The 13,174-nt window shown below is 60.2% G+C and carries 11 protein-coding genes; 7 read left to right on the top strand and 4 right to left on the bottom strand.

The window, feature by feature from the left end; translation table 11 throughout:
- Window positions 1-110: 110 nt before the first annotated feature.
- Complete coding sequence (locus HX783_RS15755) at window positions 111-1,604, bottom strand: CoA-acylating methylmalonate-semialdehyde dehydrogenase (RefSeq protein WP_177017462.1); 1,494 nt, start codon at window positions 1,602-1,604, stop codon at window positions 111-113.
- Window positions 1,605-1,643: 39 nt separating this feature from the next.
- Window positions 1,644-2,993, bottom strand: coding sequence for an aspartate aminotransferase family protein (locus HX783_RS15750; RefSeq protein WP_177017461.1), 1,350 nt, complete (start codon window positions 2,991-2,993; stop codon window positions 1,644-1,646).
- 125 nt (window positions 2,994-3,118) lie between these two features.
- On the opposite strand from HX783_RS15750, the gene HX783_RS15745 reads away from it, so the two are divergent.
- The 6 genes from HX783_RS15745 (at window position 3,119) to HX783_RS15720 (ending at window position 9,265) form a co-directional block, all read left to right on the top strand.
- Window positions 3,119-4,039: a LysR family transcriptional regulator gene (locus HX783_RS15745; protein ID WP_016969365.1), complete on the top strand. Its 921-nt coding sequence runs from the start codon at window positions 3,119-3,121 to the stop codon at window positions 4,037-4,039.
- Between the two features lie 88 nt (window positions 4,040-4,127).
- Window positions 4,128-5,522 (top strand): uracil-xanthine permease family protein, encoded by a 1,395-nt coding sequence (locus HX783_RS15740; RefSeq protein ID WP_177017460.1) that lies wholly within the window; start codon window positions 4,128-4,130, stop codon window positions 5,520-5,522.
- An 87-nt stretch (window positions 5,523-5,609) separates the two neighbouring features.
- Entirely contained in the window at window positions 5,610-6,269 is a 660-nt protein-coding gene (locus HX783_RS15735) for a TetR/AcrR family transcriptional regulator (protein WP_159954003.1), read from the top strand.
- 12 nt (window positions 6,270-6,281) lie between these two features.
- Window positions 6,282-6,863, top strand: coding sequence for a YigZ family protein (locus HX783_RS15730; RefSeq protein WP_177017459.1), 582 nt, complete (start codon window positions 6,282-6,284; stop codon window positions 6,861-6,863).
- 185 nt (window positions 6,864-7,048) lie between these two features.
- Entirely contained in the window at window positions 7,049-7,735 is a 687-nt protein-coding gene (locus tag HX783_RS15725; protein WP_177017458.1) for an SDR family oxidoreductase, read from the top strand.
- A 171-nt stretch (window positions 7,736-7,906) separates the two neighbouring features.
- Window positions 7,907-9,265, top strand: coding sequence for an 8-oxoguanine deaminase (locus HX783_RS15720; protein WP_177017457.1), 1,359 nt, complete (start codon window positions 7,907-7,909; stop codon window positions 9,263-9,265).
- Between the two features lie 137 nt (window positions 9,266-9,402).
- Here the strand turns inward: HX783_RS15720 and HX783_RS15715 are convergent, their stop codons facing one another.
- Entirely contained in the window at window positions 9,403-10,494 is a 1,092-nt protein-coding gene (locus tag HX783_RS15715) for a calcium:proton antiporter (protein ID WP_177017456.1), read from the bottom strand.
- Between the two features lie 194 nt (window positions 10,495-10,688).
- Here HX783_RS15715 and HX783_RS15710 point away from each other — a divergent pair, with 194 nt between their 5' ends.
- Window positions 10,689-11,642 (top strand): adenosine deaminase, encoded by a 954-nt coding sequence (locus tag HX783_RS15710; protein ID WP_177017455.1) that lies wholly within the window; start codon window positions 10,689-10,691, stop codon window positions 11,640-11,642.
- Window positions 11,643-11,778: 136 nt separating this feature from the next.
- Here HX783_RS15710 and HX783_RS15705 read toward each other — a convergent pair whose 3' ends face one another.
- A complete protein-coding gene (locus HX783_RS15705) occupies window positions 11,779-13,149 on the bottom strand; it encodes an MFS transporter (RefSeq protein ID WP_177017454.1) in 1,371 nt (456 codons plus the stop codon).
- Window positions 13,150-13,174 lie beyond the last annotated feature (25 nt).

Genomic DNA, 13,174 nt, shown 5'->3' with positions numbered 1-13,174 from the left:
CTTCCAGATTCTGCCGTCAACACCTTTTTTCACATTTCTGTCATATCGGTCAAAAAGCCCCCAGAAACGCAAAAGCCGGCCCCAAGGGGCCGGCTTTCAACTACAACGCCTTACAAACTAGGAAAGGCAAACTGCGACGCTTCATGACTGGCCCGCTGCGGCCAGCGCTGAGTAATCGCCTTGCGACGCGTATAGAAACGCACCCCATCCGGCCCATAGGCATGCAGGTCGCCAAACAGCGAGCGCTTCCAGCCGCCAAAGCTGTGATACGCCACCGGTACCGGCAGTGGCACGTTCACACCGACCATGCCCACTTCAATTTCGTCACAGAACAGGCGCGCAGCTTCACCGTCACGCGTAAAGATGCAGGTGCCGTTGCCATATTCATGGTCGTTGATCAGCTGCATCGCCGCTTCCAGGCTGTTCACCCGAACCACACACAGCACCGGCCCAAAGATCTCTTCTTTATAGATACGCATCTCAGGGGTCACGCGATCAAACAGGCTGCCACCGAGGAAGAAGCCTTCTTCATGGCCCGCAATACTCAACCCGCGACCATCCACCACCAGCTCAGCGCCCGAAGCCACACCGTCTTCTATATAGCCACTGACCTTATCCCGCGCCTGGCCCGTCACCAACGGCCCCATATCCAGGCCACACGAAGTGCCTGCGCCGATCTTCAGCGCCTTCACCTGCGGCACCAGCTTGGCAATCAACGCATCCGCCACCTGATCTCCCACGCATACCGCTACCGAGATGGCCATGCAACGCTCACCGCAGGAACCATACGCCGCGCCCATCAATGCACTCACGGCATTGTCCAGGTCTGCATCCGGCATCAGCACCGCGTGGTTCTTCGCCCCGCCCAGTGCCTGCACGCGTTTGCCGCGTTTGGTCGCTTCGGAATAGATGTACTCGGCAATCGGCGTCGAGCCCACAAAGCTCAGCGCCTTGACTTCCGGCGCTTCGATCAGCGCATCCACCGCGCCCTTGTCGCCGTGCACCACGCTCAACACGCCTTTAGGCAGCCCGGCTTCCTGCAGCAATTGCGCGATCAGCAGCGTAGAGCTTGGATCACGCTCCGAAGGTTTCAGGATGAAACAGTTACCGCAGACGATCGCCAGCGGGTACATCCACAGCGGCACCATCGCCGGGAAATTGAACGGTGTAATACCCGCCACTACGCCCAGCGGCTGAAAGTCCGACCAGGCATCAATATTCGGCCCCACGTTACGACTGTACTCGCCCTTGAGAATCTCCGGCGCCGAGCACGCGTACTCGACATTCTCGATGCCGCGTTTCAATTCGCCCGCAGCGTCTTCCAAGGTCTTGCCGTGCTCTTCGCTGATCAACTGCGAGATACGTGCTTCGTTCTGCTCCAGCAATTGCTTGAAACGAAACATCACCTGGGCACGCTTGGCCGGTGGGGTATTACGCCAGGCCGGGAACGCCGCCTTTGCCGCGTCGATCGCCTGTTGAATGGTTTCACGGCTGGCCAACGGCACCTGGTGAATCACCTGGCCGGTAGACGGGTTATACACGTCGGCGCTACGGCCGCTGTCATTGACCAACTCACCGTTGATCAAGTGCTGGATAAGGCTCATGCAGGGCTCCTGAAAAGTTGTTCTATATAGAAGGAGAAATCAGTCGATTTTATTCAGCACTTCGCCGACCGCGTCGAACAGACGATCCAGGTCCTGCGGCTTGCTGTTGAAGGTTGGCCCGAACTGCAGGGTGTCGCCGCCAAAGCGCACGTAGAAACCGGCTTTCCACAAGGCCATGCCGGCCTCGAATGGACGCACGATGGCATCACCGTCACGCGGGGCAATCTGGATCGCACCGGCCAGGCCGTAGTTACGAATATCGATTACGTTTTTGCTGCCTTTCAAGCCATGCAGCGCATTCTCAAAGTGCGGGGCGACTTCGGCCACGCTCTGCACCAGGTTTTCTTTCTGCAACAGGTCCAATGCCGCCAGGCCCGCCGCGCAAGCCACCGGATGCGCCGAGTAGGTGTAGCCGTGGGGGAATTCCACCGCGTACTCCGGCGTCGCCTGGTTCATGAAGGTCTGATAGATCTCGCTGCTGGCAATCACCGCGCCCATCGGGATCGCGCCGTTGGTGACTTGCTTGGCGATGCACATCAGGTCCGGGGTCACGCCGAAGCTGTCGGCACCGAACATCGAGCCGGTACGGCCAAAGCCGGTGATCACTTCGTCGAACACCAGCAGGATGTTGTGCTGGTCGCAGATTTCACGCAGGCGCTTGAGGTAACCCTGCGGCGGCACCAGCACGCCAGCGGAGCCGGCCATCGGCTCGACAAACACCGCAGCGATGTTCGACGCGTCGTGCAGCTCGATCAACTTGAGCAGCTCGTCGGCCAAGGCGATACCGCCCTGCTCCGGCATGCCACGGGAGAATGCATTGCTGGCCAGCAAGGTGTGCGGCAGATGGTCAACATCCATCAAGCCCTGACCAAACAGCTTACGGTTACCGTTCACGCCGCCCAGGCTGGTGCCGGCGATGTTCACGCCATGATAACCACGGGCGCGGCCGATCATTTTGGTCTTGGTGGCTTGGCCCTTCAGGCGCCAGTAGGCACGCACCATCTTCACCGCAGTGTCGGCGCACTCGGAGCCGGAGTCGGTGAAGAACACGTGGTTCAAGTTGCCTGGGGTCAGGTCGGTAATCTTTTCCGCCAGTTGGAACGACAACGGATGACCGTATTGGAAGCCTGGGGAGTAGTCCAAAGTGCCCAGTTGTTTGGACACGGCTTCCTGAATTTCCTTGCGCGTGTGCCCGGCGCCACAGGTCCACAGGCCCGACAATGAGTCATACACCTTGCGGCCCTTGTCATCGGTCAACCAGCTGCCTTCGGCGGCCACGATCAGGCGCGGGTCACGCTGAAAGTTACGGTTGGCGGTGTAGGGCATCCAGTGAGCATCCAACTTCAGTTGGCTGGCCAGGGACGAAGGGGCGTTTTCGGGCATGTTCATCAGCAAAACCTCGCAAGGCAAAAGGCAGCGTCGGGATTGAAAAGCGTTGTTGCAGCTAAATTGCCACGGGGATAAAGTCGGTGAAATTCAACTCTTCTAACCTTCAGTCAGGCCTTCACTAAACTATGAGCAGCCGTCGACCCGACCCACTGGCCCAAGTCAGCGACTTCGATATTCGCCTGTTGCGCATCTTTCGCAGCGTGGTGGAATGCGGCGGTTTCTCGGCCGCAGAAACCGTGCTCGGCATCGGCCGCTCGGCCATCAGCCAGCAAATGAGCGACCTGGAGCAGCGCCTCGGCTTAAGGCTGTGCCAACGCGGGCGCGCCGGCTTCTCGCTGACCGAAGAAGGCCGCGAGGTCTACCAATCGGCGTTGCAACTATTAAGTGCCCTGGAAAGCTTTCGCACTGAGGTCAACGGCCTGCACCAGCATTTGCGCGGCGAGCTGATCATCGGCCTCACCGACAACCTCGTCACCCTGCCGCACATGCGCATTACCCACGCCTTGGCGCAGTTGAAGGAACGCGGGCCGGACGTGCAGATACAAATCCGCATGATCGCCCCCAACGAAGTCGAGCAAGGCGTACTCGACGGACGCCTGCACGTCGGCGTGGTGCCCCAGGCCAGTGCCTTGTCCGGCCTGGAATACCAGCCGTTGTACAGCGAACGCTCGCTGCTCTATTGCGCGGTCGGCCACCCGTTGTTTTATGCCGACGACAAACAACTCGACGACACCCGCGTCGACAGCCAGGACGCCATCGCCCCCACCTTCCGACTGCCCGCCGAGATCCAGGCGCATTACCAGGCACTCAATTGCACCGCCAGCGCCTCGGACCGCGAAGGCATGGCGTTCCTGATCCTCACCGGTCGCTACATCGGTTACTTGCCCGATCACTACGCCAGCCTGTGGGTGCAACAAGGCCGACTGCGCGCGCTGAAACCGGCTACACGTTTTTACGATTTAAGCCTCGCATCGGTCACGCGCAAGGGCCGCCGCCCTCATTTGGTGCTGGAAAGCTTCCTCGAGAGTTTGGCAGCAACGCGCTAACTCGGGCCTCTCGTCAAAAGCTGAGCAACTGGACAGCTTTTTGCAAGGAAGCCAGGACCTTGAACCGTCCGCCCCGAGTTTGCCCACCATGCCACCAGAAAACGCCAGCCCCAGCGACCTGATCTACGGCCTCAACGACCGCCCGAAACCCATTCCCGCACTACTGGCCGCCTTGCAACATGTGCTGGCAGCTTTTGTCGGCATCATCACCCCGCCACTGATTATCGGCTCCACCCTGGGCCTCACCGCCCATTTGCCCTACTTGATCAGCATGGCGTTGATGGTTTCCGGCGTCGGTACTTTCATTCAGGCACGCAGGCCGTTTGGCATCGGCGCCGGGATGATCTGCCTGCAAGGCACCAGCTTTGCGTTTCTCGGCGCAGTGTTGTCGGCGGGATTCCTGGTGAAGCAACGCGGAGGCACGCCGGAAGACATCATGGCGATGGTCTTTGGCGTGTGCTTTTTCGGCGCGGCGGTGCAGATCGTGCTGAGCCGCTTTATCGGCCAGCTACGTCGAGTGATCACGCCATTAGTTACAGGGATTGTCATCACACTGATCGGCATCAGCCTGATCAAAGTCGGTATCACCGACCTCGGCGGCGGGTTCAACGCGCCGGACTTCGGTGCGCCCATCAACCTGGCACTGGGCGTGTTCGTGGTGCTCACCATCATCCTGCTCAACCGCTCCAACACGCCGTGGGTACGTCTTTCGGCGATCATCATCGGCCTGGCCCTCGGCAGTTTGGCCGCGTGGTTCAGCGGCAAACTGGTGCCCCAAGCCCTGCCCGACTTGCCGTTGATCAGCGTGCCCATGCCGTTTCGCTTCGGTTTCAACTTCGACTGGAGCGCCTTCCTGCCTATCGCGCTGATTTATCTGATCAGCAGTATCGAAACGGTCGGCGACCTCACCGCCAATTGCATGATTGCGCGCCAGCCCATCAGCGGCCCTTCTTATATAAGCCGACTCAAAGGCGGCGTATTGGGCGATGGCGTGAGTTGCATGATCGCCGCCACCTTCAGCGCCTTTCCCAACACCACCTTTGCGCAGAACAACGGCGTGATTCAGCTCACCGGCGTGGCCAGTCGTTACGTCGGGCTGTACATCGGCGTGCTGCTGTTTTGCCTCGGTTTGTTTCCGCTGATCGGCGCCGTGCTGCAGCAAATTCCCAAGCCGGTATTGGGCGGCGCAACCCTGGTGATGTTTGGCAGTGTCGCTGCTGCTGGCGTGCGCATCCTGGCCCAGGCGCCGCTGGACCGACGCAGCATGCTGATCATCGCCACCTCGTTCGGCGTCGGCCTGGGCATTGCAGCCCAACCGGACCTGCTGCACTTGATGCCTTCGCTGGTGCAAAACCTGTTCGACTCAGCTATCACCAGCGGCGGCCTGACTGCGATTGTGCTGTGTCTTTTGTTACCGGAAGCCAAAGCGGCCTCCACTGCCGCAAACCACGCACTGGAAAGCGACACTCTGGAACCGCTTTGACGCTTTTATTGCATCGGGACTTGTCTGGGGCTTGAGGGTGGGTTATCTGTGCACACGTCGTCTCTCTCGATCAGCACGGAAACCTCCATGAGCCTCGAAGTTCCTGCCCACAGCAACCACGCCGGTAAACCCGCCAGCCGTATTCGGCAAAAAAATGAACAAGCGATTCTGCAGGCTGCTGAAGACGAGTTCGCGCGCCATGGCTACAAAGGCACCAGCATGAACACCATTGCCTCAAGTGCCGGGCTGCCCAAAGCCAACTTGCATTACTACTTCACCAACAAACTTGGCCTGTACATCGCGGTGCTGAGCAACATCCTCGAACTCTGGGACAGCACCTTCAACGCACTGACCGCCGAGGATGACCCGGCCGTGGCCCTCACCCGCTACATCCGCACCAAGATGGAGTTTTCCCGGCGCCACCCGCAGGCCTCGCGGATCTTCGCCATGGAAATCATCAGTGGCGGCGAATGCCTCACCGAATATTTCAGCCAGGACTACCGCGCCTGGTTCAGCGGCCGCGCCGCCGTGTTCCAGGCCTGGATCGACGCCGGCAAGATGGACCCCATCGACCCCGTGCACCTGATCTTCCTGCTGTGGGGCAGCACCCAGCACTACGCCGACTTTGCCACCCAGATCTGCCGCGTCACCGGTCGCACCAAGCTGACCAAGCAAGACATGGAAGACGCCGGCACTAACCTGATCCACATCATTCTCAAAGGCTGTGGCATCAAGCCAGCCCAATAATCGAAGCGACTTATGCCTTTCACGCTCACCGGCCTTTGCGAATTTCGTGAAGAAATACGCAAAAGCCGCTTCATCACCCTCGCGGCGCCGATTACCAGCGCGCAAGACGCCCAGGCGTTTTTCGAGCAACACAGCGACCTCAACGCCACCCACAACTGCTGGGCCTGGAAACTCGCCGACCAGTACCGCAGCAACGACGACGGTGAACCCGGCGGCACCGCCGGGCGACCGATCCTGGCCGCCATCGAAGCCCAAGGGTTTGATCAAGTCGCGGTGCTGGTGATTCGCTGGTACGGCGGCATCCAACTGGGCACCGGCGGCCTGGCCCGTGCCTACGGCGGCGGCGCGAACAAATGCCTGCAAGCCGCCGAGCGCATCGAGCTGATCAGCCGTGTACCACTGAATTGCGCCTGCGGGTTTTCCGAATTGAACCTGGTCAAACTGCGCGTCGCCGAACTGGGCGGGTTAGTTGTGGAAGAAACCTTCACCGCCAATGGCGTCGAGTTGCAACTGGCTCTGGGCGAAGCGCACATCGACACCCTGCAAACCCAGCTTGCCGACCTGAGCCGTGGGCGCATCCTGCTGCAACGCTGAAATTGCCCACATCTACTGTGCACCTGCCTGTGGATAACCTGAGCACATCCAGCCGTAACCCTTCTGTCATAAGGGCTTGCGGGCGCTGTTTGTTTTTTAACCAGCAACACTTGACCCTATTTGCCTACGCCTGGGGTAATGTTGTCAGCCGAATTCACTGAACCGCGACGCTAAAGGAAGCCTTCATGTCTACGCCAAAAACCGCACTGATTATCGGCGCCTCCCGCGGGCTGGGCCTTGGCTTGGTCAAGCAATTGCTCCAGGACGGCTGGGATGTGACTGCCACCGTGCGTGACCCGAGCAAGGCCGATGCGCTGAAAGCCGTGGGCCCGGTACACATCGAGAAGCTGGACATGGACGATCAGCAAGCCGTGATCGCCTTGAGCCAGCGCCTCAAGGACCGCACCCTTGACCTGCTGTTCGTCAACGCCGGCGTCAAGGGCCCGGCCAACCAGGAGCCTGGCCACGCCACCCTGGCGGAAGTCGGCCAGCTGTTTTTCACCAACGCGGTGGCGCCGATCAACCTGGCGCAGCGTTTTGTCGGGCAGATTCGCAAAGACAGCGGCGTGCTGGCCTTCATGAGTTCGGTACTCGGCAGCGTGACCATCCCCGACGGTTCCGACCTGGCGCTGTACAAGGCCAGCAAGGCCGCACTCAACTCCATGACCAACAGCTTCATTACGCAACTGGGTGACCACAAACTCACCGTGTTGTCGCTGCACCCAGGCTGGGTGAAAACCGACATGGGCGGCGAGAACGCGCACATCGATGTGGACACCAGCGTGCGTGGCCTGGTGGATCAAGTGAATGCCTACACCGGCAAGGGCGGCCATCACTTTATCGACTACAAAGGCGACACCATCGCCTGGTAATACCACGGATCAAAATGCAGGAGGGCTTGCTCCCTCCTGCATGGAGCAATGTAGACCCAACCTCTAACAACACGTAATCTAACGACCTCGCCCTCACCGGCGACCCTGGATCAGCAGACAGGGCAACACTGAGCTGGCAAACCTGAACCCATCATTCAGAGGAGCCGGCCAATGCCTGCGACCCGTATCTGGTTAAAAAACCCCCTCGCGATTTTCACTGCCAATGGCCTCGACGCCCGTGGCGGCCTGGTGCTGCAAGACGGTGTGATCACCGAAGTGCTCGGCTGGGGACGCGAGCCCGCCGTGCCTTGCGGGCAAGTGTTCGATGCTCGCGAACACGTGATCCTGCCCGGGCTGATCAACACCCATCACCACTTCTACCAAACCCTGACCCGCGCCTGGGCGCCGGTGGTTAACCAACCCTTGTTCCCATGGTTGAAAACCCTGTACCCAGTCTGGGCCCGGCTGACCCCGGAAAAACTCGCACTGGCGTCCAAAGTCGCCTTGGCTGAATTGCTGCTCTCGGGCTGCACCACCGCGGCGGACCATCACTACCTGTTCCCCGACGGTCTGGAAAATGCCATCGACGTACAGGTCGAAAGCGTGCGCGAACTGGGCATGCGCGCCATGCTCACTCGCGGTTCCATGAGCCTGGGCGAAGCCGACGGCGGCCTGCCGCCGCAACAGACCGTGCAACAAGGCCAAGTGATTCTCGAAGACAGCCAGCGCCTGATCCGCACCTACCACCAACGCGGCGACGGCGCGCAGATCCAGATTGCCCTGGCGCCCTGCTCGCCGTTTTCGGTCACGCCGCAAATCATGCAAGCCAGCGCCGAACTCGCCAACAGCCTCGACGTGCGCCTGCACACGCACCTGGCGGAAACCCTCGACGAAGAAGACTTCTGCCTGCAGCGTTTCGGCCTGCGCACCGTCGACTACCTCGACAGCGTCGGCTGGCTCGGCCCGCGCACCTGGCTGGCCCATGGCATTCACTTCAACCCGGATGAAATCGCGCGCCTCGGCGCTGCCGGCACTGGCATCTGCCATTGCCCAAGCTCGAACATGCGCCTGGCGTCCGGCATCTGTCCGACCCTGGACCTGCTTGCCGCCGGCGCGCCGATTGGTCTTGGCGTGGATGGCTCCGCCTCCAACGATGCATCGAACATGATCCTTGAAGCGCGCCAGGCCTTGTATATCCAGCGCCTGCGTTACGGCGCAGAAAAGATCACCCCCGAAGGCGTGCTGGGCTGGGCCACCAAGGGCTCCGCGCAGTTGCTGGGGCGGACGGATATTGGTGAGTTGGCCGTGGGCAAACAGGCTGACCTGGCACTGTTCAAGCTCGATGAGCTGCGCTTCTCCGGCAGCCACGATCCGATTTCGGCACTGCTGCTGTGCGGTGCTGACCGCGCGGATCGGGTGATGGTTGGCGGCAAGTGGCGGGTGATTGATGGGCAGGTTGAGGGCCTGGATCTCAAAGGTTTGATCGCCGATCACAGCCAGGCCGCGAAACAGTTGATCGCCGGAACCTAAGACAAACACACATCAAAATGTGGGAGCGGGCTTGCTCGCGAAAGCGGTGTGTCAGTCAACTTATGCATCAACTGACACACTGTATTCGCGAGCAAGCCCGCTCCCACATTTGTTTCTATGGTGTTCTGAAGAACCGGTTACAGGCCCAACAGCGACAGCATGATAAACGTCGCAAACAACACAAAATGGGTCATCCCTTCGATGGCGTTGGTTTCGCCATCGTTGAGGTTGATCGCGCTGACCACCAGCGTGATCAACACCATCACGGTCTGCACCGGCGTCATCGCCATCTGGAACGGCTGGCCCGTGTAAAGCGCCATGGCCTCCATCACCGGCACGGTGAGGATCACCGTCGACAAAGACGCACCCAGTGCGATGTTCACCACCGACTGCATGCGGTTGGCCAACGCCGCGCGCAACGCCGTCAGAATCTCCGGCGCCGCCGAAATGGCCGCGACCACAATCGCCGTGATCACCGGCGGTGCGCCCGTGCCTTCCAGGCCCAGGTCGAGGGTCTTGGACATCACCTCGGCCAGTGCGCCGATCACGATCACACCAAACACCAAGGTGCCGATGGAAAACGCCAGGTTGACCGGCGGCTCCTGCTGTTCTTCCGGCTGTTTCTTGCGGCGTTTTTCCGGGTAGCTGTAGCTGAAGAAATAACTGTGCGGCCCCACCTGCATGCGCAGGAACAGGGTGTAGAGCAGCACCATCGCGCCGATGGTGAAGGCCGAGTAAATTTTCCAGTCCGCCTCGGGGATAAATTCCGGCACCACCATCGACACGCCCATAGCGGTGAGGATCATCACGCTGTAGCTGCGCGCCGAGTCATCGTTGTAGGACTGTTCGCCATGCTTGATGCCGCCCATCAGCGCGGCCAGGCCGAGGATGCCGTTGATATCGAGCATCACCGCCGAGTAAATGGTGTCGCGCACCAGGGTGGGCGAAGGCTCGTTGCTCATCATGATCGCCAGGATCACCACTTCCACCAGCACCGCGGCAAGGGTCAGGATCATGGTGCCGTAAGGGTCGCCGACCTTTTCCGCGAGTTGCTCGGCATGGTGGGCGACTCGCATCGAGGCCACGACGATAAACACAATCAGCGCCACTCCGCTGAGCAGCGCCACGATTTGCCCGCTGTGCAGCATCCAGTGCTCCAACGGGTAGGCGGCGATGGCGGCAATCAGCGCCAACAGCATGTATTTTTCTTGCTTGAGGGATGTGAGCATTCCGGGCCTTTTCGTGCAGCAAATCAGTCATTGATGGGGTACAGACTGCACCACGCCGCTAACGTTTCGTTACACCTTAGTTCACGCGCTCCTTGCGTGAATAAAAGCAATACTCTCCTGCTGGTCAGGTTTTGCCGATTATTTCAGCCATGGCCTGTAGAATGCCGCCATTGCACCTGATGAGAATTTAGAAAATGTACGATTGGCTCAACGCCCTGCCCAAGGCTGAATTGCACCTGCACCTGGAAGGCTCGCTGGAGCCTGAGCTGCTGTTCGCCCTGGCCGAGCGCAACAAGATTGCACTGCCGTGGGACGACGTCGAAACCCTGCGCAAGGCCTACGCCTTCAACAACCTGCAAGAGTTTCTCGACCTGTACTACCAGGGCGCCGATGTGCTGCGCACCTCCCAGGATTTCTACGACCTGACCTGGGCCTACCTGCTGCGCTGCAAAGCACAGAACGTGATCCACACTGAACCCTTCTTCGATCCGCAAACCCACACCGACCGTGGCGTGCCGTTCGAAGTGGTGCTCAACGGCATCGCCGCTGCGCTCAAAGATGGCGAGCAGCAACTGGGTATCACCAGCGGTTTGATCTTGAGCTTCCTGCGCCACTTGAGCGAAGCCGAAGCCGAGAAAACCCTCGACCAGGCCCTGCCGTTCCGTGACGCGTTTGTGGCCGTCGGCCTGGACAGCTCGGAAATGGGTCATCCGCCAAGCAAGTTCCAGCGCGTGTTCGACCGTGCCCGTCACGAAGGCTTCCTTACCGTGGCCCACGCCGGCGAAGAAGGCCCGCCAGAGTACATCTGGGAAGCCATCGACCTGCTGAAAATCCAGCGCATCGACCACGGCGTACGCGCCATCGAAGACGAGCGTTTGATGCAGCGCATCATCGACGAGCAGATCCCGTTGACCGTGTGCCCGCTGTCCAACACCAAGCTGTGCGTGTTCGATGACATGGCCCAACACAACATTCTCGACATGCTCGAGCGTGGTGTGAAGGTGACGGTCAACTCGGATGACCCGGCGTACTTCGGCGGTTACGTCACCGAGAACTTCCATGCGCTGTACACCAGCCTGGGCATGACCCAGGACCAGGCCAAACGCCTGGCGCAGAACAGCCTGGATGCGCGGTTGGTAAAGCCATAACATTTATTCACTGAATAAATGCAGGCTAAATGTGGGAGCGGGCTTGCTCGCGAAGGCGGTGTGTCAGTCAATACATGTGTCGACTGAAGCACCGCCTTCGCGAGCAAGCCCGCTCCCACATTGACCTCACCCACCTTTAGATTTCGGTAAGTTCTTCCAGGGTCTTACCCTTCGTCTCCATCCCAAACACCCACACCACCAGCGCCGCCACCGCAAAACACAGCGCGCCCAAGGCAAACACCCCGCCCTGCCCGGTTATCGGAAACACCAGCCCGGTCACCAACGGCCCCAGCAATGACCCAACCCGGCCAATCGCGGAGGCAAACCCGGAACCCGTGGCCCGCGCCGATGTGGGATACAGCTCCGGCGTGTAGGTGTACAGCACCGCCCACATGCCAAACAGAAAGAACTGCATCAACAGCCCCGACGTAATCAGCAGCCCCACGTTGCCGCCAAACACCGCGCTCTGCCCATACAGAAACGCCATCACCCCGCCGCCCAGCAACGTCACCACACACACCGGTTTACGCCCCCAACGCTCCACCAGCCAGGCCGCCATCAGGAAGCCGGGAATCCCGCCCAGGGAAATGATCACCGTGTAATACACCGACTGAGTCACGGCAAAACCCGACTGCTGCAACAACGCGCTCAGCCAGGAGGTCAGCCCGTAAAAGCCAAGCAAGGCAAAGAACCACACGCTCCAGATCATCATCGTGCGTTGGCGATACTGCGCCGACCACAATTGTTGAAACGCCGAAAAAAACGTCCCCGGCACGCTCTCCACCCGTGGCAAGGCGATGGGCTCCGGCAAGTCGGCACGCCCCAACGAGTCGCGCACTTTTTGCTCAATGCCCTGCAACACCTTGTCTGCCGCTTCGTGCCGTCCTGCCTGTTCAAGCCAGCGCGGCGACTCGGGGATAAAAAACCGAATCGCCAGGACAAACACCGCCGGCACGGCCAACACCAAGAAGATGTCGCGCCAGCCAATCACCGGCAGCAGGAAGTAAGACAGTACGCCCGCCGCCACAAAACCGAGCGGCCAGAAGCCATCCATCAAGGCGATGTAGCGCCCGCGCCCTTTGGCCGGGATCAGCTCCGAGAGCATCGACTGCGCAATCGGAAACTCCATGCCCATGCCGATCCCCAACAGGATGCGAAACAGCGTCAGCATCTCCACCGTTTGCGCGGTGGAACACAAGTAGCTGGCGAGGCCCCACAACACGATGCTCCACTGGAACACCGGCTTGCGCCCAAAACGATCCGCCAACATCCCGGACAAAGACGCACCCACCACCATGCCGAAAAAACTCGAACTGGCCAGCAACCCGGCCTGGGCCGTGCTCAGGCCGAACTCGGTTTTGATCGAGCCCAACAGAAACGTCATCATCGCCAGGTCCATGGAATCGAAGAAAAACGCCAGGGCGATGATGATGAAGATGATTCGGTGGTAACCGCTGATGGGCAACCGTTCCAGCCGTTCCGCTGCGCTATAGCCTTGCATACCCATGCCGCACCCCCTGTGTGAAGAAACC

The organism is Pseudomonas sp. D2002, from assembly GCF_013385735.1.
In the GTDB taxonomy this organism is placed as follows: domain Bacteria; phylum Pseudomonadota; class Gammaproteobacteria; order Pseudomonadales; family Pseudomonadaceae; genus Aquipseudomonas.
Note: the sequence above shows the minus strand (reverse complement) of the source record. Positions and strands in the feature narration are given on the sequence as shown.